This is a genomic window from Planctobacterium sp. AWH2_060 (genome assembly GCF_056158425.1).
The window spans coordinates 1,298,483-1,319,469 of the sequence record NZ_JBSWTG010000001.1 but is presented as its reverse complement, the minus strand read 5'-3'; the positions used below and the strand labels follow the sequence as shown (position 1 = coordinate 1,319,469).

The 20,987-nt window shown below is 44.0% G+C and carries 19 protein-coding genes; 6 read left to right on the top strand and 13 right to left on the bottom strand.

Annotation, left to right across the window (positions count from 1 at the left end; translation table 11 throughout):
* Positions 1-28 precede the first annotated feature (28 nt).
* The gene (locus ACXAD8_RS05770) at positions 29-940 is read right to left on the bottom strand and encodes a diguanylate cyclase domain-containing protein (protein ID WP_475226020.1); all 912 of its coding nucleotides are present in this window, start codon (positions 938-940) and stop codon (positions 29-31) included.
* Between the two features lie 90 nt (positions 941-1,030).
* On the opposite strand from ACXAD8_RS05770, the gene ACXAD8_RS05765 reads away from it, so the two are divergent.
* From ACXAD8_RS05765 to htpX, 5 genes are all read left to right on the top strand, one after another.
* Positions 1,031-4,474: a response regulator gene (locus ACXAD8_RS05765; protein WP_475226018.1), complete on the top strand. Its 3,444-nt coding sequence runs from the start codon at positions 1,031-1,033 to the stop codon at positions 4,472-4,474.
* Between the two features lie 120 nt (positions 4,475-4,594).
* Complete coding sequence (locus tag ACXAD8_RS05760) at positions 4,595-5,515, top strand: diguanylate cyclase domain-containing protein (protein WP_475226015.1); 921 nt, start codon at positions 4,595-4,597, stop codon at positions 5,513-5,515.
* 5 nt (positions 5,516-5,520) lie between these two features.
* Positions 5,521-5,913, top strand: a complete 393-nt coding sequence (locus ACXAD8_RS05755; RefSeq protein ID WP_475226012.1) for a response regulator — start codon at positions 5,521-5,523, stop codon at positions 5,911-5,913.
* A gap of 139 nt (positions 5,914-6,052) precedes the next feature.
* Complete coding sequence (locus tag ACXAD8_RS05750; RefSeq protein WP_475226009.1) at positions 6,053-6,250, top strand: hypothetical protein; 198 nt, start codon at positions 6,053-6,055, stop codon at positions 6,248-6,250.
* A gap of 11 nt (positions 6,251-6,261) precedes the next feature.
* Positions 6,262-7,128 (top strand): protease HtpX, encoded by an 867-nt coding sequence (gene htpX / locus ACXAD8_RS05745; protein ID WP_475226005.1) that lies wholly within the window; start codon positions 6,262-6,264, stop codon positions 7,126-7,128.
* A 3-nt stretch (positions 7,129-7,131) separates the two neighbouring features.
* On the opposite strand, the gene ACXAD8_RS05740 is transcribed toward htpX, so the two are convergent.
* From ACXAD8_RS05740 to ACXAD8_RS05685, 12 genes are all read right to left on the bottom strand, one after another.
* Positions 7,132-7,758 carry a mechanosensitive ion channel family protein gene (locus tag ACXAD8_RS05740; protein ID WP_475226003.1) on the bottom strand — a complete coding sequence of 209 codons (627 nt, stop codon included), beginning with the start codon at positions 7,756-7,758 and terminating at the stop codon, positions 7,132-7,134.
* 41 nt (positions 7,759-7,799) lie between these two features.
* Positions 7,800-8,249, bottom strand: coding sequence for a DUF1003 domain-containing protein (locus ACXAD8_RS05735; RefSeq protein WP_475226001.1), 450 nt, complete (start codon positions 8,247-8,249; stop codon positions 7,800-7,802).
* A 28-nt stretch (positions 8,250-8,277) separates the two neighbouring features.
* Positions 8,278-8,829: an RNA polymerase sigma factor gene (locus ACXAD8_RS05730; RefSeq protein WP_475225998.1), complete on the bottom strand. Its 552-nt coding sequence runs from the start codon at positions 8,827-8,829 to the stop codon at positions 8,278-8,280.
* Positions 8,830-8,903: 74 nt separating this feature from the next.
* Positions 8,904-10,478 carry a hybrid sensor histidine kinase/response regulator gene (locus tag ACXAD8_RS05725; protein ID WP_475225995.1) on the bottom strand — a complete coding sequence of 525 codons (1,575 nt, stop codon included), beginning with the start codon at positions 10,476-10,478 and terminating at the stop codon, positions 8,904-8,906.
* A gap of 50 nt (positions 10,479-10,528) precedes the next feature.
* Positions 10,529-11,542: a sensor histidine kinase gene (locus ACXAD8_RS05720; RefSeq protein WP_475225992.1), complete on the bottom strand. Its 1,014-nt coding sequence runs from the start codon at positions 11,540-11,542 to the stop codon at positions 10,529-10,531.
* Positions 11,539-12,192: a response regulator gene (locus ACXAD8_RS05715; RefSeq protein ID WP_475225990.1), complete on the bottom strand. Its 654-nt coding sequence runs from the start codon at positions 12,190-12,192 to the stop codon at positions 11,539-11,541. The genes ACXAD8_RS05720 and ACXAD8_RS05715 overlap by 4 nt, the downstream gene beginning before the upstream one ends.
* A gap of 152 nt (positions 12,193-12,344) precedes the next feature.
* On the bottom strand, positions 12,345-13,235 hold the full coding sequence (gene rpoH / locus ACXAD8_RS05710) for an RNA polymerase sigma factor RpoH (protein WP_475225988.1): 891 nt from the start codon (positions 13,233-13,235) through the stop codon (positions 12,345-12,347).
* Between the two features lie 382 nt (positions 13,236-13,617).
* Positions 13,618-14,508, bottom strand: a complete 891-nt coding sequence (locus ACXAD8_RS05705) for a mechanosensitive ion channel family protein (protein WP_475225985.1) — start codon at positions 14,506-14,508, stop codon at positions 13,618-13,620.
* 128 nt (positions 14,509-14,636) lie between these two features.
* Positions 14,637-15,890, bottom strand: a complete 1,254-nt coding sequence (locus tag ACXAD8_RS05700) for a glutamate-5-semialdehyde dehydrogenase (protein ID WP_475225982.1) — start codon at positions 15,888-15,890, stop codon at positions 14,637-14,639.
* A 1-nt stretch (position 15,891) separates the two neighbouring features.
* On the bottom strand, positions 15,892-17,004 hold the full coding sequence (gene proB, locus ACXAD8_RS05695) for a glutamate 5-kinase (RefSeq protein WP_475225979.1): 1,113 nt from the start codon (positions 17,002-17,004) through the stop codon (positions 15,892-15,894).
* 9 nt (positions 17,005-17,013) lie between these two features.
* The gene (putP, locus tag ACXAD8_RS05690; RefSeq protein WP_475225976.1) at positions 17,014-18,513 is read right to left on the bottom strand and encodes a sodium/proline symporter PutP; all 1,500 of its coding nucleotides are present in this window, start codon (positions 18,511-18,513) and stop codon (positions 17,014-17,016) included.
* A 247-nt stretch (positions 18,514-18,760) separates the two neighbouring features.
* Entirely contained in the window at positions 18,761-19,237 is a 477-nt protein-coding gene (locus ACXAD8_RS05685) for a hypothetical protein (protein WP_475225973.1), read from the bottom strand.
* 346 nt (positions 19,238-19,583) lie between these two features.
* Here ACXAD8_RS05685 and ACXAD8_RS05680 point away from each other — a divergent pair, with 346 nt between their 5' ends.
* Positions 19,584-20,948 carry a sigma-54 interaction domain-containing protein gene (locus ACXAD8_RS05680; RefSeq protein WP_475225971.1) on the top strand — a complete coding sequence of 455 codons (1,365 nt, stop codon included), beginning with the start codon at positions 19,584-19,586 and terminating at the stop codon, positions 20,946-20,948.
* Positions 20,949-20,987: the final 39 nt, after the last annotated feature.

Genomic DNA, 20,987 nt, shown 5'->3' with positions numbered 1-20,987 from the left:
GCAAAATAGCGGTCAGATCAATTCAATCTCATGAATCGTGAAATATTAGCTGATTTTTACCTGCTTTTTGTGCTTTTCTGAGTGCCTGATCTGCTTGTTCAAATAAGAGCTTTGGTGGCGTATCTTTTTCAGGGATCAGTGAGGAGGCTCCGATGGATACAGTCACGTAATCTGATACAGAAGAAGACGGATGAGCCAGTCTGGCTTGTTTCAGGTTGGGAGAAATTTTGCCAGATATTTCTTTCAACCTGTTTTCATCGGCATCTTTAATCAACATTGCGAACTCCTCACCACTCAGACGGGCTACCAGGTCACGGCTACTGCTTCTACAGTTTTGAAAAATCTGTCCCAGCATTACCAGACAGTTATCTCCCACACCATAGCCTTTAGTCTGGTTGTAATTGCTGAAATCATCAATATCAATTAACAGAAGGCCCAGACGATGCCTGAACTGCATGTACTTTTTCCATGTAGATTCCAGGTCATGATTGAACTGCCTTTGATTAGCAATATTGGTTAGCGGGTCGGTAATCGCTATTTGTTGCAAAGCCCGGGTTTTTTTAACCAAATCCAAATGGGTTTTTACCTTGGCTGCTAATACTTTACCTAGTATAGGTTTGCTGATGAAATCAACTGCCCCAGTTTCAAATGCTTTGATCTGTTCTTCGGCTGACTGACTACCTGATACAAACAGCACTGGAATATCTCTGGTACGGGGGTTATCTTTGAGTTGTTTACAGACGGCAAAGCCGTCCATCTCTGGCATGTTAATGTCCAGCAAAATTAAATCGGAAGGCGTGTCAGAAGCAGCAATCATTAGCCCTTCTCGGTGAGCCATAGCTACCTGCAGTTCATACCTGTCTTCTAACACTCTGGCAATGGCTGAAACCGTGGCTGGGTCATCATCAATTATCAGAACTCTGGCTTCAAGTAATCGCATCTGCTAAGTTTTTTATGCTTTAATCACTTAATTCTAGAAGAGTTAATCACAGCTTGCCAGAGGTAGCCACTTGATTTTAAAGGCATCAATATGAATAGTGCATTAGAAAATATTTTTCGTACCGACTTTATGCCCCATGGCCATTGTTATTTGTGGAAACCAGAAATACTGTGGCTGAATGTGGTCTCCGACATGTTAATTGCATTGGCTTATTTTTCTATTCCAGGTGCCTTGTATTACTTTGTACTAAAGCGCAATGACCTTGAATTTCGTGGTGTTTTTGTACTTTTCTCCCTGTTTATTGCCCTCTGTGGCGTAACTCACCTGATCAGTATTTTCGTCATTTGGAATGGCGCTTACGGAATTCACGGCTTGTCAAAGTTAGTTACCGCGATTGTATCCTGCCTGACAGCGGTCACTGTGTATAAAAGTTTGCCAGTGGCATTGCGTATCCCTACACAATCCCAGATGCATGAAGCTTATCAACAGGCCCATGAAGAAAAGTTAAAAAATGTGGAATTGCGCTTTCAGCAACAACAAGACGACATTTTAAAAGAGTCAGCCAATGCGGCCAATTTTGGTGTCATGGTGCTCACAGAGGATGGTGTGGTCTCACTGGCAAATGAATCGGTGTCGCGTATTTTAGGTGCCGATACTGCGCAGATTGAAGGCGGCCGTCTGGAACGATTCTTAGAATACAAAATGGATTTTAATGCCATTAAAAATCAATTGTTTGATGGTGAACAGCGGCGAGTGGTTATTGAAGCCAACACGAAACTCACTGACTCTACAAAACAACCCGTACCCGTTGAAGTGTCTTTTACCCTGAACAAAAACAGCGATGAAAAAGCGATTTATGTTTCTGTGCAAGATATCTCTTTGCGTAAAGAAGCGGAAAAAATTCTGCAAGAAAAACAGGAGTTTATGGCCAGAGTTATCGATGCTTCTTTGACCGGAAAATACATAATCAATGTCGCTGATTCATCTTTTGAATTTGTTAACGGCAGTTTTTGCAAGTTGACCGGGTATGAGTCTGAATCATTGAGTGGTAACAAAGAAAAACACCTGCTGGACTTGTGTTCCGCTGAGGACCGGGAGCGTATTGAGGTGCACTTAAATAAAATATGCGAGGCAGACAGAGACATCTCTGATGAGTTTGAATTTTGTCTGATCGATAAAGACGGCAAGCAAATCAATGTGTTGTCAAAGAATACCGTGTTTGAGCGCAATCAAGATGGTCGGGTAACCCAAATCATTGGCAGTGTGTTGGATATCAGTGAAATGAAGCGATATCAGGAGAGATTGTTAGCATTGAAAGAAGAAGCCGAAAGAGCAAACGATGCTAAAAGTGAATTCCTGGCAAATATGAGTCATGAAATCCGCACTCCCATGAACGCCATTATGGGGCTTTCACAACTGCTGGCGGAACGAGCGCTACCTGTCAAAGACCTGGAATATGTGAAAAAAATCAAAAGTTCCACCTATTCCTTGTTAAACATACTGAATGACATTTTAGATTATTCAAAAATGGAAGCTGGCAAATTGGAAGTGATCCATGAGCCATTCCACCTGACCCAAATCATCGAAGATGTCACGGGGTTGTTTTCGGTTACCGCAGAGCAAAAAGACGTCGAACTCATCGTTGATTTTCCTTACACCCATGATCCAGTGTTTATGGGAGATAGTATGCGGCTGTCGCAAATTTTGAGTAACCTGGTGGGCAATGCCGTTAAGTTTACAGAGCGGGGGCATGTCAAACTCAGTATTGATATTACTGAGCTTTCAGGGGCGCCAGAAAAGGCAAAGATCAAGTTTGAAGTGAAAGATACCGGTATAGGCATCGAAGAAAACGCGGTGCGGGAGTTATTTAAGTCTTTCACTCAAGCTGACAGCTCAATTAATCGAAAGTTTGGCGGCACAGGATTGGGACTATCTATCTGTAATGGAATACTGCAATTAATGGGCAGTTCCTTGTCAGTGCAAAGTGAGGCAGGGGTGGGCAGCAGCTTTAGTTTTGAGCTGACTCTTGAGGTAGTTAAAAAGGTGAATATGCCGGTATTTTCCGCACATTACAAAACCCTGATAGTGGACGATAACAGCGAAAATCGGTATGCACTATCCAGAGTTCTGGACAGCTGGCAATTCGAAAACGATGAAGCGGCCTCGGCCCAGGAGGCAATTGAACTTCTGAATCAGTCTGTCTCTGAAGGTAAGCCGTATAACTTGATATTGGTAGATTGGAAAATGCCGGGTATGGATGGCATTAGTTTTATTAAATCTATTCAGGCAGACCTGGATTACAGAGAGGCACTTAAAGGCGCTGTTATCTTGTTGATTACTGGGTTTGCAAGAGATATCAATGAAAGTACATTAGAAAGTGTTTCATTAGATGCAGTGGTTGAAAAACCCTTTATCGCTTCGCGTTTGTACAACACAATCGTTTCTTTGTCTGACTCCTCTACGTTAGCCCCTCCACGTGAATTTGATGCCGATTTGTCGGCGCAGAGGTTGCAATTTGCGGATGCCAGAGTGCTTTTAGTGGAAGATAATGAAACCAATCAATTAGTGGCGAAAGAGTTTTTAGAAAAATTTAATATTGTGCCCTTTATCGCCAATGATGGTCAGGAAGCGGTAGATATCTTCACACAAAATTCAACTTTTGATTTGATATTAATGGATTTGCAAATGCCCCGTTTAGATGGGTATTCCGCCACCCGAAAAATCAGAAAACTGCCCAATGGCGCTAAGGTTCCTGTTGTAGCCATGTCCGCAGCGGTAATGAAAGCCGATCTAAAAAAGGTCGAAAAGGCTGGGATAAATGCACATATTCCAAAACCAATAGAACTAAGCCGGTTAGAATTGGTTTTATCTCAGTTTTTAAAGCCCACAGGTCGTGTTGATCTGCAGAGCGAAAATACATCAGCCGAAAATAACCATGGGGATGTCCTTTTAAAGTCTCAGCGCTTATCTATGGATGAAGCATTGCAACGAGTCGGCGATGATCCCAAGTTGCTTGTAGATCTGATTCGCTCAACCTGCCGTATTCAAAGTGAAGCACCTGAAAAGCTTAAAACGTTTTATGAAAACGGGGAATTTGACGAATTAAAAAGGCTGGTACATACCCTGGCAAGCGGTATGAAAATGGTTGGGGCTGTCAGGTCTTCGGAACTGGCTTATCAGACAGAAGAACAAATGTTACAAGGCCAGCGAGAACTTGAGCTGGATGATTTAATCCATGAGGTGTCTGAAGACTTACAAGAACTCAAGCAAGTGTTGGCAAATACTGAAAAACTGCAATCTTCTGAACCAACTTCGAAGCAAGTAACATCCAGAACTGCAGCGGAAGTGTTGGATATCATGTTAGACAATTATGGTCGAAGTCAGCGCATTAAATCTGCTGAACTGGAAAGTTATTTGAACGTATTAGCAGCGCAGTTTTTAGCTGAAGATATCCAGGCACTGCGAGAAGATATTGAGCGCTACCAATTTGCAAAAGCGTGCACCAGGTTGGAAGAGCTTAAGCTGAAAATATAGGTCGCTTCTGGTAATTGAAAGGCAATTTATGGAGGCCTCTTAATACCATTGTCTTATAGACGCGCTGGTACATTGTGATAACTTTCGAACAGACTTTAGAGTTTCGGGTGATATCTGTATATGAGTCTAAAAGGCGCCAGGCTACTGTTGGTTGATGACGATCCCGCTGTATTGGATTACCTGGGGGATATACTTGAAGAGCAATATTTCGTAGTTTGCGCATCCAATGCTGCAGACGCTTTAGTAATTGCTTCTTCTGATGAACCACCTGACATGTTGTTATTGGATATCAATTTGCCGGATATGTCTGGTTATGACATGTGTAATGCACTCAGAAACATAGAGGCTACCAGTAGGATCCCAGTAATTTTTGTCACTGGCCGTGACGAAGACGTGGATTTTACGCGTGGCTTTGACATGGGGGCAGTTGATTACATCATTAAGCCCATTAATGCCATGGTATTAAAAGCCAGAGTGCGAAATCATATTAGTTTATTGCGCAAAACCCAGGCGCTGGAAACACTGGCATTAACTGATCCGCTGACCAAAATAGCTAATCGTCGCCACTACAATGATGCCTTTACTAAGGAATGGCAGCGTGCAATGCGCTCTCGGAAAGTGATGTCGTTAATCATTATAGATATCGATGAATTTAAACGTTACAACGATGGTCTCGGGCACGGCAAAGGTGATGATGTTCTGGTGCGCTTTGGTGAAGTATTGAGATGTTGCTGCAAACGTACCGCAGATTTACCGGCGAGGCTTGGCGGAGAAGAGTTTGTGGCATTGTTACCGGATACAGATGAGCAAGGGGCAATTAAAATTATTGAGAAAATAATGCAGGAGTTGCAGGAGCTTGCTATTCCTCACCCTTATTCCAGTGTATCGGACATAGTAACTGTTAGTTGCGGGATCATTACCGATTATCCGGTTAAAGGAGAAGTGCCTGAATCTATGTTTAAACGTGCCGACAGAGCACTTTATCGAGCCAAAAATACCGGTAAAAATCAGTATATGTTTTGTAATGAAAGGAAACAGTAAACTCCATGCTTAATGATGTAACGGCGCTTACCGCACATATTGTTGATGAGGGCGAGGCTATTAGCGAATTGCTGGCGCAAATGTTGAGAAAGCAGGGATTTGGGAGAATTGTCAAAAGTCACTCCATAAAACAAGCTTCTGAGCTGCATGGTGATAGTGTTTGCGATGTTTATTTTGTGGACATTGAATTAAGCGATGGCAATGGACTGGATTTTATATCCGAAATTAGAACTCAATATCCGTTGGCCAAGGTTATTGTGTTTTCCGGCAACACCACGGCTGAAAATGTTAAAGCGGCGTCCCGTCTTGGGATAAACGGCTTCCTGGTGAAACCTTTTAGTCTATGCAGTCTGGAGCGCGTCTTATTACAGAGCGAACTGATGGAGGCGGTTGCTTAAATCTGGCCTGATATTTAACCCTTGAACATTGTTTTTACAGCGAAAATGTAACCTGATTTTCGTGCTATTCCACAGAGCTATTGCTATCTTTTTAATGTACAAAGCAACAATAATCTGAATTTGTATTGAGGAATGACTCTTGGGTTTACTTACTGATCCCGATCACGATGGCAATATTGAAATCGATGTTGTGCTGGTTTGGACTGAAAAGCCAAGAATCATCACAGGTGCAGATATTTTGGGGAGATTATTAAAAGGTACCCATGCATCAGAACACGCACCTTCCAACTCTGATCCAGAAGGCGTAAAGGCGAATACCCAAGTAGATTATATGTAGAGGATACTAATATGCTGAGAATCATTTTGTTTTTGGCTGTGAACATGGCCGTTATAGCGGTGATCAGTGTCACTTTCCAATTATTGGGCTTTGAAGGACTGCTGGCTCAAAACGGTATTGATTTGAACCTTCAGGCATTGCTGGTTTATGCCGGAGTTATCGGCTTTGGCGGTGCAACCATATCCTTGTTGCTTTCCAAGTGGATGGCCATCAAAACTATGCGGGTAGATATCTTTTCTGAGCCTTCAAATCAAACCGAGCGTTGGTTATTGATGAGAGTAACCGAACATGCTGAGCAATGCGGTATAAAAACGCCGGATGTGGGCATTTTTGATAGTGCCTCACCTAATGCGTTTGCCACGGGCTGGAATCGCAATAATGCTTTGGTGGCAGTAAGCACAGGTTTGTTGCAGCATCTGGACAGTGATGAAGTGGATGCTGTGTTGGCTCATGAAGTGAGCCACATAGCAAATGGTGATATGGTAACCATGACGCTGTTACAAGGTGTGGTGAATACCTTTGTCATTTTTATCTCCAGAGTTATTGGCCACACGGTAGACAGATTAGTATTCAAGGTCGAGCGTGGTCACGGTCCGGCTTTCTGGATAGTGTCGATTATTGCGGAGCTGATCATTGGCTTTTTAGCCTCAATGCTGGTGATGTGGTTTTCTCGTTATCGTGAATATCGGGCAGACGCGGGAGCAGCGCAACTGGTAGGTAAGCGCAAGATGATTGCTGCGCTGCAAAGATTACGTCAATACCAACATCAAACCAGTATGCCGGACGAAATGGTAGCTTTTGCCATCAGTGCTGGAAAACTACACTCTTTGTTGGCCAGCCATCCACCACTGAAAAAACGTATTGAAGCCCTGCAATAGGGCTTAGGCTGTGCGCTCTTCTTTTTGAACCGGTTCTTCAGGGCAGGGTTCGGGGGTGGTTTTTTCATTCTTATCCGTTACCTTGCCTATTACTTTCCAGCGACTGCGGGGATTGATAATGCAAGGACGGGTCAAAATAAGGTTATTGGGATAGATAATGACCTCACGATCATCGGTGACGATTTTGGTATTGAACAGATTTACATCTGCAATGTAGCCCTCTATGTAATTGTCCGCATCCATAATCCTGACAAAGTTGCCGCGCCTGAAGGCATTGTGAAACAGCAAAACAAAGTAGGCTGTGATATTGCTGAGCAAAGACCAACTGGCGAACATAGCCACACCAGTTAAGGTTAAAATCGAGGTGGAGAGTATCAGCAAGCCACCGAAGTCAACGCCCCAAACCACTAATAGCGCCGCTACAGTAACTATACCCACTAACAATTTAACCGTATGGAAGGCTTTTTTGGTGGCCTCTGCTTTAAATTTACTTTTATCTACAAAAAATTTAATTCGTGGTAGCGCCAAACGAGTTACAACCAGATAGGTAACTAACACCACCAATGACCAAATTAAATTGGAAAAATAAAGGGTGCTCCAGTCTAAAAAGCGGTTTAATAAATTATCCATTTTTTGATGTGCTCTGCAGGTTGTCCAGTTTCACGGTTAGTTCATCTAGAAATCATAATTTCCAGATCTGTTTTCAGGCTTACCTGATAATTTAATGCGGCAGCCATTCGGTCTTTATCTGCCTGACGGTTTTGCGACATCATAATAATAGGTGCCTGCAATGCCGCCAGCGTTGACAGTACCAGATTGAGCAAAATAAATGGATAGGGATCAAAGATAATTTGCCCCGCTAATGCGAGAGAGTTATAGCCTATCCAGACAATCATTATAATCAAGAATATTATGATGAAAGGCCAAGAGCCACCAAACTCAGCGACTTTATCCGCGGTTCGTTGGCCAAAGGTCAGTTGATCATTAAAAGTCTGGTTTAAATTGGTAACTATGGGTTCGTTATTGGCAATACTTTTAATAACGTGCTGTTCTGATTCACTTAAATCGCCATAGGGCATACCCAAAAAAGCGCGTGCCAGATTTTCGAAATATTTCATCATAGTTTGTGATGTCCATAATGAAGCTGTTTTAGCTCGCCTGGGCCAGCTGGAACTTGTCCAAAGCTCTATAATAACACATCTTAACAGTACTAATATTCAGGTCCAGGCAGTTTGCGATTTCCGGCAACTGCAAATCTTCAATAAAGCGAAAGCTAAGCACGTTGCGCTCCTGCACGGAAAGCTTGTTAATCAACTGGTTGAATAAGCAGTCTTCGGATTCACTGAATAACGGCGTGACTTGCGCTTCTTCTTGTGACGCTTCTAAATCCTCCTGATAGTCCATGCGCCCACGTTGTTGATAGTGGGTAGCACAAACATTAGAGGCAATGCTATACAACCAGCTTTTTACACTGGCTCTGCCTTCGAATTTCGTGAATCCCTGAATCGCTTTTAACAGGGTTTCCTGACAGGCTTCTTCAGCATCATCGATATTGCGAAGGTAGCGGTGACAGTAACGTAAAATCGCGGGGCGAAGTTCCTGTAATAGTGAATAAAAGTCAGCTTTTGCCAACTTAATTGGCTGATTCGCAATGGCAGATTTTTCTGCCTGACTGTTTTCAATAACACTAAAGGTTTGCATGGTTAATATGTTGAGGTTTATTTGCTGCAAACCTTAAGGTGTCAATATTAAATGAAACTTAAGGAAGATTAAATTTACGAAAGCAATTGTTTAATTTCACAGGTCAGCAAATCGATATCGATGGGTTTAGTTAAGCCCCGTTGCACATCCTGCAGTGCCTCATTGGTTATGCGACTCTCTGTGTATCCGGTGAGCAGAATAGCCGGGATGTTTGCATCAAAGTGTCGACGGATTTGTTTTACTGCCTGAATGCCGTCCTGGTTTTGCGATAATTTTTTGTCGGTTAAAATGAGATCTGGCTGAAAATCCTGCGCTTTCATGCGCATTAAAGCCTGTTCTAAATTCGAGGCTGAAAGTGTATTAAAGTCGGCCATTTGCAACAGTAGCTCCATGCTTTCCAGTAAAACAGGATCATCTTCCAGGTAGAGAATCTTGTATGTTGCGGTTGGCTGAGTCTGAATGAGCCGTTCTGTGGTTTGACCGGTTGGCTCAAAATCGGATTGACTCCTTACTAAAGTCAATCTGAATTCGGTTCCCCGGCCTGGCTCTGAATGGATGCTCACTGGAATTCTCAGGGTTTCACATAACGCTTTTACAATGGAGAGACCCAATCCAAAGCCATTGGTGTCGCTGTCGGAATCCAGCTGATAAAAGGGATCGAATATCATTTTTTGCTGTTCGGCTAAAATCCCCGGACCGGTATCAAAAACACTTAACTGCAGGTGTTTATCCAGGCGCTGCAAACGAATACCTATGGTCCCTTGCTGGGTATACTTGATGGCATTGGACAGCAGGTTTCTTAATATTTGCAATAACAACTTTTTATCAGAATAAACCTGCGTTTTCTGCACATCAAATTCTAAGCTTAAGTGGTTATCACTGGCTATTTGTTGAAAGTCGCTTTTAAGGACGTCAAACAGGTCAGTAATCAAAAAGTTTGTCATCTCAGGTTGGATTATGCCTTGTGTTAACCGGTCCAGGTTTAACAAGGTTTTCATAACGTCATCCATATCCTCAATAACATGAGTCAAACGAGACAGTAGCTTCAGGCTTTCCGGTTGACTAATCTGCTTTTTAAGCATTGCTGTTAAATTGTGGATTTGCTGCAAAGGCTGTCTCAGGTCATGACTGGTGGCAGACAGAAAGCGATTTTTAATTCTTAGTGCCTGTTCGGATTGTTGTTGTATTTCCAGTAATTCCGCTGATTTTTCCGCCAGTTGCCGACTCAGCTGCTCCTGAATGGTAATGCTTTGCCAGGCCAATAAAAATGTCTCACTGATAATGGCAATGGCATCGCTTTGTTGTTGTGTCAGGCTGTTGCTGGATGACGGCGCCTTTTCATAAAACAGATAAAACATAGCTGTCAGAGAGTTTGAACATGAACTGCTGATCGCAACGTAGGGAAGGGAAGCTTGTTCTGCGTATCCGGGGAGCGGCAGCAGCTCATCCCTGTGCATAGCAACATCAATGAGCTTGTTGTTTTGCACCCGTGGCAGTTGCGATGTCGAATTCAACTCGGATCCACAAATATGAATGACCACATAAGTGGCATTGCTAAGTTCTGTTAATGCATTATTGCCCAGCTCCAACAGGGTTTTACTGTCTCGGGCAAAGGAAAAGTGCTGTATCCAGCGATTGACTTTTGTCATGACTAAGTTAAATCATAATGTTTGATGAACGTCGGGACATTACGCGAAATCTATTCATGTGTCAGTTGCAACTCAACAGTGACCTTGAGTCCCCCTAATGGCGAGTCACCTAGTGATAATTGCCCACCGTGTAGTGTTGCCACCCGATCAGCTATGGCCAATCCCAGCCCAGTACTTTTTTGTTTTCTTTCACTGGATTTCTGGAAGGGGATCAAGACTTTTGCTAGTTCTTTGCTATCAATGCCATTGCCGCTATCTTCAAATGTTAGCAGCAATTTTTGATTTTGAGTCTCAACCATAAAGCGCACCTGACCCGCTTCAGGGCAATGGCTTAGACTGTTGATAATGAGATTATCCAGCATCGCGGTAAATTGATCACGATGCATAGTGAGCTTGGGTAAATGCACTGATTCCAGATTGGTTACCACTGTCAGAGATTTACTTTTAACCCATTGCGCATGCTTAAGCAGTTGCTTGTGAAAAAGCGCCAGGAGATCTTCTGAGGAGTTTTCTGCGATATTGCGTCGCCTGGTTAAACGTGAAAACACTAAAAGCTGCTCTATAAGGCGGGTACTGCGATCAATTGCAAGCATAATATTATTGAGCGCCTTATCTCGTTGTTGAGCATCAGAAGTGCGTTGAGCCACCTGAGCTTGCAGGCGCATTCCCGCCAATGGGGTGCGCAATTCATGGGAAGCATCGGCACTAAAGTTTTGCTCCTGTACCAGACGTTCTGTTTCCAAAGCTAGGTGTGCCTGTAGCTGTGATACGAGTTCTGTTAGCGAGCTGTCACCGGATTTAATATTTAGGGTATTGTTGTGGCCTTGATTTATACCACTAAATTGGGTTGTTAGTGTGGCAATGTCCCGCAACAATCGCTGATATTGAACATACCGATTAATTAAGTGCAGCGAGACCAGCAAAATAAGCAGTGATGAGATGAGTACTACTGGCAAAGCGTTCTCGACCATGGATTCGACGAATATCAGGCTTATAAATAAGCTACTAACAATTATCAACCCACAAATCAGTGGCCAAAAGTAGGTGTGCTTGCTCAGTTTCATTCGATAACATAGCCTACATTGCGAATTGTAGTGATCAAGGATTTACCCAGCTTTTTTCGTAAACCATGCATGTGCACTTCTATGGTGTTGCTTTCAATTTCCATGTTCCAGCCATAGAGTTTATCTTCAATTTGAGATTTAGAGAGAATGCGTCCGTGATTTTCCATCAGCACCCGCAGAATAGCGAATTCCTTCGGGCCTAATTTGATATTCTCGCCGTCTTTGGTCACTTTTAAACGTGACGGGTCCATGGTGATATCCGCTACTTCAATAATCGGTGTGCTTCGTCCCATAGCGCGTCGTTGTAATGCCCGCACCCTGGCGCGCAATTCATCGAGGTCAAAGGGTTTCACCAGGTAGTCATCTGCGCCGGTATCTAAGCCTTTAATTTTATCGGAGAGTTCATCGTAAGCAGTCAGGATAAGCACGGGAATGGGGTTTTTCTTGGCTCTCAGGCCGCGCAATATGTCCAGGCCTGAGCCGTCGGGTAAACCCAGATCCAGAATGATTAAATCGTAGGAGGTGGTACTTAACGCGGATTCAGCGGCAGCTTTGGTTTCTGACCAGTCAACAGCATATTCATCCAGTTGCAGGCCTGCCACCAGTCCATCACCTATGATGCTGTCGTCTTCTACCACCAGAATTCTCATATATTTTTGTTCGCTCGCGCTTTTTGATATGCAATTGTGATTGGCTAATCTTAAATGAAAATTAAGGCGAAGAAATGATTAAATACCAGTTCGATTACATACAAAAAAGCCGCCGATGAAAAAGCGGCGGCTTTTGGGAAATCTGCCTGGGATTAGGCTGCGAGGCTGGCTGAGGCCATAAATCGCTTGATTTTGGCCATAGCGGTGGACTCAATCTGTCGAACCCGCTCAGCACTGATATTGTACCTTTGTGCCAAATCTTCCAGTTTTAACTGTGCATCTTCGTGATGTAACCAACGAGATTCAATGATATCCCGGCTGCGCTCATCCAGCTGTTTTAATGCCAGAGACAACTGGGTGGTTTGCTGTTTTTGTTGCAGATTATCAACGTGCACTTTTTCCGGTGCCTGACTGCTGTCAGCTAATAACGCACTGGTTACCGTGGACGGATCGTATTCCTCCTGGTTTTGTTCGCCAGTAGTATTTTCGAAATAAACATCGCTGAGTTGCAGGTTGGTCTCTACCATCCGCACCTCAGATTCGTTTACTCCCAATTCTTTAGCGACATTGCTCACTTCATCTTCAGTTAGCCAGGCTAATTTAGATTTGAATTTGCGCAAGCCAAAGAATAGTTTTTTGGTTGCCTTTGTTGTGGCAACTTTCACCATGCGCCAGTTTTTCAGTACATAGTCATGAATTTCAGATTTAATCCAGTACACGGCAAACGAAGCTAGACGCACGCCATAAGACATATCAAAGCGTTTAACCGATTTCATCAAGCCAACATTGCCTTCCTGGACAATATCTTCCATCGGCAAACCATAGCCACGGTAACTGTTAGCGATATGCACCACAAATCTCAGGTGGGATATAATCAGCTGTTTCGCGGCGTCTAAATCGTCTTCCAATTTAAAGCGCTTTAACAGCTCGGTTTCCTGCTCTTCGTTTAACATAGGAATAGAGCGAGCATAATTAACAAATGCCTGGTAACTACTAACCTGACTTAGTTGTTTGGAATCATTCGTTAATGCCATAATATCCATTGAATTTCCTCGTTAATTTAGAGCGTGTTGACCTTTGCGGTACAATTTTGCAGCAGTCTGTGTGCAATTTAGACAAGGCGAATACTCGAAGGTCTAGTGGTTCTAAATCAAAAGTATTCAACGCAGTATTAATTGCACACAGGCGCTGCCCGAAGGGTTCGTCATATAAGCGCTTTACTCTTTGTCACAGTCCTTTGACTTAGAACCACTAGGCCTGTAGGACTGTTCCGCGATTAAAACGCTTATATTTAGAACAAATTTCGTACAGCAAAGGTCAACACGCTCTTGCTTGTGACTTAAGCGCATGATTGCGCCAAAATGCCTGTCTCCATACTTAGATAGTGTTGCTCACAACTAATTCAATAGCTTTTTTTAAATTTTTTTAGCGCAGCATTTCCGGCCTGATATCTCGTCGGTTTGCATCCCACTGATGGGCCTCATTTTCCTGTGGCAGAGTATAGTAGAGCACGTGTTCGGTAATTTGCTGTTGCAAACCCGGCGCTCTGTCCGTGGGGCAAAACAGGGATATTGTCAGCTCTATGTAGCCAAATTCATTGGTTTCAATATTTACTGCAGGGTCTATCTCAATAAACTCATTTTCCAGATGCCGTTCGATCAGATCCTTGTAGCGCAAAGCAACATCTCTGAAGGGCAAACACAGTTCTCTGGCGAAGCGTTTTATTTCCGCCAACTGATTTAGCACATGCTGTCTTGGCTCAAAAGTGAGGGTGAAACTATGCATGTTATAGCGGCGCATAAAGTTTAAGTTGCGCAGTGTTCTGGATATCAGTTGATTGTTCGGTACATAAACCGTTTTACCTGTGTAAACCAGAGCGTCAGGGTCCACTTCCAGCAAGGTCACTTTAATCCAGTCAATGGAATAAACTTCACCGGTACTGGCGTCCTGGATTTGGATCCAGTCTCCAATGCGAAACGGGCGAGTAAATATGTAGTACAAAAAGCCCAGTAAACACTGCAGGAACTCTCTGATAGCCAGTACGATGGCCACCATAAAAGCCGCAACCGAAATCGCCAGGTTTTGCACCTCACTGGACCACACAAGAATCAGCGACGCGAACATGACGCCATGACTCAACTGTTTAACTATGTTAATTGAGTGCCGATAGTCTTTACCTTTTTTCTGGCCTTTTTTGTGAAGTTTATTCAGGGCTAGCTTTCTGACGATCACCATTGTGATGATCAGAATCAGAGAGGTAATGCTTTTAAAAAGGAAATCGGAACTTATAAGCTGCTGAAGTTCGTCAAGGGTCATATAGGTCCGTAGTCGATTAAGGGGCTATCATTTGCAGTAACGGCCCGCAGCGTTCAAGCTGCAGGTACTATTTTGAGAAGCGGAATGCATTAATGTAAATATGCATTCCGGAGCAGATTAAATTTGCTCTAGGCTCTGATTTGGCCGTTGCCGTTAACCAGGTATTTTTCGGTGGTCAGGGCCTCAAGTCCCATTGGACCGTAAGCATGTAGTTTAGTGGTGGCGATACCTATCTCTGCCCCCAGTCCTAATTGACCGCCGTCTGAGAAGCGCGAACTGGCATTAACCATTACCACAGATGCGTCCACAATTTTCTGGAACAGATCGGCGTTTTTCTGATTTTCAGTGCAGATCACCTCGGTATGCTTACTACCGAACTTATCAATATGGTCGATGGCATCATGGATGTCATCTACAATACGGATAGCGATTTCTTTTGCCAGATATTCCTCACCAAAGTCATCTGCAGCGATTTTTTCTACGCCATCAAGGTGTTCAAAGTAGGGGAAACTGCGCTCACAGGCATGCACTTTGATGTCATTGACTCCGCAGTGTAGCTGTATCTGCGGCAGAACTTCTTGCGCAATATCCTTGTGGATCAGCAAACCTTCTAGTGCGTTACACACACCAGGACGCTGGGTTTTACCGTTTAAAAACAGGGAAACTGCTTTTTCTATTTCCGCAGATTCATCTACAAACAGGTGACACACCCCTTTGTAATGCTGAATAACCGGAACACGGCTGTTTTCCGTGACAAAACGGATCAGACCTTCACCGCCACGTGGGATGATAACGTCTAACAAATCGTCTTGCTGGATCAGATCCAACATTAACTTGCGGTCGGGGTCGGTAATAAGCTTGATGGCATCTGCCGGTAAACCATTGGAAACCAGCATACTTTGCATCGCAGACACAATCGCAAAACTGGTTTTAATTGCCTCTTTACCACAGCGCAATACGATGGCATTACCTGACTTAAAACACAGTGCAGAGGCTTCTGCCGCTACGTTTGGGCGCGCTTCGTAAATCATACCGATAACACCCAGTGGAACCCGCACTTTGTTAATTTTTAGACCATTCTCATGATTGTTCATGGGTCTTAGCTGGCCCACCGGATCATCCAGTTTAGCCACATCTTCGATACTTTTTACAATGCCAGCCAGGCGTTCTTTGTCCAAAGCCAGGCGGTCCATCATGGCATCAGATAAGCCTTGCTCTTTCGCGGACGCCAGATCGCGCTTGTTTTCTTCCAGAATTTTTTCTTCGTTCTGCTCAATAGCAAACGCCATCATCAATAGAACTTTGTTTTTCTCTTCGGTGGTCAATGCCACTAAATGTCTCGCCGCTTTGGCGGTTTCTTGCAATTCTTTTCTGATATTCATATTACTCCTCCAGTAAAGTCATTTCCTTTTTGTTCAGAACCTGTCTGAACTCGTTATATTTAGCACCTTTCAATTCCTGGTTATTTTCGTTATTCACCAGAAACTGCAATAAGCAACTACCGCGTTCGGCTTTTGCTTTGGCGATATGTTCGCCTTGTTCATTTTTCACTATGATGGTGTCACCAGCGGTAAACTCACCGTTAACATCCACAATGTCTTTGTAATCCAGGTGGAACTTGCCACCATCGGCTTCCGCTGCCGCATTTTCGGATATCACCAGTTCTCCACGTGCTTTGGCGCCGTAGGTGAGCCAGTGCTGCTTCTTATCCAATGGCGATGTTGCTGGGTGGAACAGGGTGCCTGGGTTACTACCTTGCAATAATTCGTTAAAGCCATTCTCATCGTAACCATTCATGATTACTGTTGGGATACCGCGCTGTGTCGCTTTGCGCGCTGCTTCCAGTTTGGTGCGCATACCACCAGTACCCACGCCTGAACCTGCACCACCGGCCATTGCCATCAGCTCTGGACTGATGTTATTCACGTCTTTAATCAGCGTGGCTTCCGGATTATTACGCGGATCGGCATCGTACAAACCAGTTACATCAGAACAAATAATCAGGGCATCAGCTGCAACGGCTGAAGCCACCATGGCTGATAAGTTATCGTTGTCACCCACCTTAGAAACGTCAGTGGTTACCGCGTCATTTTCATTGACGATAGGTAATATGTCGTTGTTCAGCAGGTTTTCGATGGTTTCCCGGATACTCAGAAAACGTTCGTGTTGCTGAAAGTCATATTGGGTCAGCAACAACTGAGCCGTGGGGAAATCAAATAGCTTGTTCCAGGCGTCCATCATTTCAGTTTGCCCGGCAGCGGCCATGGCCTTTTTCAGGGTTACACTACCGCATTTGTCTGGCGTGTCGGAAAACAGGGAACGGCCTGCCGCAACAGAGCCTGAAGACACCAGTACAACTTTCGTATCCATTAGGTGACAGCGTACAATGAAGTTGGCTATAGATAACAAGTAACGCGAACTACAGCCATTGCCTTCAGGAGCAATGAGGGAGCTACCGACTTTAATTACAATTCTGTTTTTGTTGGAAATTCTCATTTTTACTCCTTAGTGATTTCGCGCTTCTAGCAGCGAAATCGTTGTGTGAAAATCATTAATTAGTTCTGTTTTGGGTGCCGTAGTCATCTTACTAACCGCAATAATGGCTATAGTAGATGCGATGAAACCCGGTACTATTTCGTATAACCAACCCGACAGGTTGATACCAATCCAGCTTTCTGGAATGGAAATCCACATTAGTACCGTTGTGGCACCGGTTATAATGCCGGCCAGAGCACCCGCTCGGGTCATTTTCGGCCAGTAAAGTGACAGTATTACCAGTGGGCCAAATGCTGCACCGAAACCAGCCCAGGCATTACCCACTAAGCCCAAGACACTGTTGTCAGGGTTAAGGGCCAGTAAAGTGGCTACTACTGCCACGGCAAATACCGCCATACGGCTGAATAAAACACCCTGCTTTTCATCAGGCGATTGATTCAAAAATATTTTGTAAACATCCTCAGTTACCGAGCTTGAAGACACCAGCAACTGCGATGAAATCGTACTCATAATGGCCGCCAATATAGCGGACAATAAAAAACCACTGATTAGCGGGTGAAACAGCACTTCAGAAAAGAGGATGAAGATAGTCTCGGGGTCCGCTAATTGCAGGCCAAATTTTTGGACGTAAGCAATACCCACAAAGCCGGTGGCGACTGCGCCCACTAAAGAAACAAACATCCAGGTGATACCGAATCTTGTTGCCTGGCCTAAATCCACAACATTGCGGATCGCCATAAAACGCACGAGAATATGAGGCTGACCAAAATAACCCAATCCCCAGGCGAGACTGGATAGCAATGCGAGTTTACCCACATCTTCAATTAAGCCATTTTCTGCCGCAATCCACTGCGTCGTGGTGTCAGCCATGGTGCCCCAATCGTTAAACTGCATGGCGGCGACTATAGGCACTGCTATCAGAGCTACAAACATAATGCTGCCCTGTACAAAGTCAGTCATGCTGACAGCGAGAAAACCACCCAGTAAGGTATAAAGCACCACAATGCTTATAGTGGTAATAACACCGGCATAATGAGGCAGACCGAATACGCTTTCGAATAACTTACCGCCCGCAACCAATCCTGCAGAGGTGTACAAGGTAAAGAAGATGATGGCTATCAGAGCTGTCGTTAGGCGCAGCGCGCCTTTTTTCTCACCAAAGCGTTTAGCGAAAAAGTCGGGTAGGGTAACCGCATCATCAGCGACTTCTGTATATACGCGCAGGCGAGGTGCCACCAACATGTAATTGAGTAGTGCACCAGATAATAAACCAATGGCTATCCAGATGGTTTCAAAGCCCAACAGGAACATCGCACCGGGCAGACCCATTAGCATCCAACCACTCATGTCTGACGCACCCGCAGACAGGGCTGTCACTTTGGGGCCAACATTTCGGCCACCCAAAATATAACCCTTGACGTCATCGGTTGAATTTTTAAAGCCATATATGCCGATGCCTAACATGACAGCGGCATAACAAGCCAGCGCGAATAAAAGATAGGGGTCCATGACCTTTCTCTCCGGTTGTCTGTAAATTTAAAAGATATAATTCTAATAGTTAGTATACAAAATATATGCCTGGAGTTCTATTGAGGGCTGTTTTTATGTTTTGTATAAGTTATTACTGATTTGTAGGGTGGTTTTCGCATTTGTATTGCTAATCAGACTAATGAATAAAAATGCTATAACACTATTTAATGTTTCAGTTTTGTTAAATATCAAAAGATTGGTGACAGAATCATTCGAATTGGAAGTATTAGCATTCATCCAGCATCAGGTGCTGCTGTCGATTGAGTTTTTCGATTAGCTGGTCATGTACCAGTTGCAACTGGGCTGTCATGTCAGATAAAACATAACGCAATAATTTGTCCTGTTGAGGTGCTATCAGCGCCCTGAGTAATGCGATGAATTGTCGATGGTACTTGTTGGACTCCATGACCCAGTGGGTCGTGGGCATGTTTTGTAAGCGTCTGGCACTCGTCTGGTACCAATGCTCTATGCTGTTTAACTGTTGAAATTGTTGACTATTTATTGCCAAACGGTTTTTCTCAAAAGGCGCAATGGAATCGCAAGCTCGCGATAGTACTTTGGCCAGAGATTGCATTTGCTGCTTTAGAGCATGAGCTGAAGCCCGGTTTGCCGCTTTCAAATAGAAGCTGCGGATGGGGACACAGGATTCTTGTAACCGCTTAACGAATATAAATTCGGTATTATTCTCTAAATTTTCAGTCATCGACTCTGTTCCTCTCGTTATTTCTCAATTTAGTCAGAGTGCTTGCAATAAGACTTTCAAAGTTCGCGCCAGTTTTGACGGGCTGATTTTCCCGAATTTTTACAAATTTTAAAAAATTTGAACTGGTTCACAGGAAAAATTTACGGGTAACTGTGTAAATTTTACAGAGTTGGCACTATTAATGAGTTTATGGTCAGCTTTTTTGCTGAAAACAGCGTATTATGCGACAAAGGGTGAAGAAATTAGCAATGTACCCGGCACTCCATAGGATTAGAAAGCAAAGGTTATGCCCAAAGTTGAAACGAGCTAGATTGGGCAGCTAACTTGGACAGGAATCGGTGAAAAGATGAAATCAGACGCGTTTGTAAGACCCAGATTGATGTATAACGTGGGCGATTCTGCGTTCGCTGAGCAATTAGTTCAGTCGCCAGAGTTTAAATCCTTCATTCAGGTGAAGGTAGAGTCTCACTCGGACTGGATTGAACAACTAAAACTGGACGAATATCAGCTAGTGATATTGGATATCGAATCACAGCATGTAAAGGACAGTGAATTAAAGATTTGTCTTAAAGAACGTTTATTTGAAAACACGGAGTTCATATTCCTAAGCCATGGCTTACCCAATCCTGTCATTGATGAGCTTATGGCATTGGGGGCAGGGTATCATTTTCGAGAGCCGATAGAGCTGGATGCCGTGACAGAATGTCTGGCGGATATTGCCGAGGACTTTGAAGAACAGGTCAGCAATATTTCTCAAACCCGCACCAGTGATATTGATCAGTTTGGCCTACTAGCAGGCTCTTCGAAAGTAATGCGCAAACTATATCGGACTTTACGCAAGGTGGCTAAAACCGATATTAATGTTTTCATTGTGGGAGAAAGCGGTTCAGGCAAGGAGCTGGTGGCAAACACCGTTCACTTGTTTAGTGATTGCAGTGACGGACCCTTTGTGGCGGTGAATTGCGGTGCTATTAGTCCCGAGCTCGTGGATAGCGAGTTGTTTGGTCATGTCAAAGGGGCTTTTACCGGTGCCGTTAAAGATCACAAAGGCGTTTTTGAGCAAGCCGAGAAGGGCACACTGTTTTTAGATGAAGTCACCGAAATGCCACTGGAGCACCAGGTAAAACTGCTAAGGGTGTTAGAATCTGGTGAATACCGCCCCGTAGGTTCCACTTCGCTAAAACATGCGGATGTGCGGGTGATTGCCGCTACGAATCGCGATCCCGTCAAAGCCATTGATGATGAAGTCTTTCGTGAAGATTTGTATTACCGGCTGGCGCAATTTCCGGTGCAGGTGCCGCCACTTAAAAATCGTGACTCTGATATTGTGGGCCTTGCCCGGCACTTTTTAGCTTATCGAAATAGCCACGAAAACACCGATAAGCAAATCTCAGTAGATGCTTTGGATAAAATTCAACGACATCAATGGCCTGGCAATGTCAGGGAGCTCAAGCACACGATTGAAAGGGCATTTATTTTGGCCAATGACATCATTGAACCTGAGCATATTGTACTGCAGCAAATGCAAACGACTGAGCCTGCTGAAACGGATTCTGTACCCACCGGTGTGCCGCTGGAAGAATTGGAAAAACAAGCGATCCTGAAAACACTGGAAGAAAATGATGGTAATAAGACCGAAACCGCAGATCAATTAGGCGTCAGTGTTAAAACTCTATACAACAAATTGGAAAAATATCAGGACGACAAATAGAGCTGGGCACCCCATTTTCAGTGATCTGTTACTTAAGAA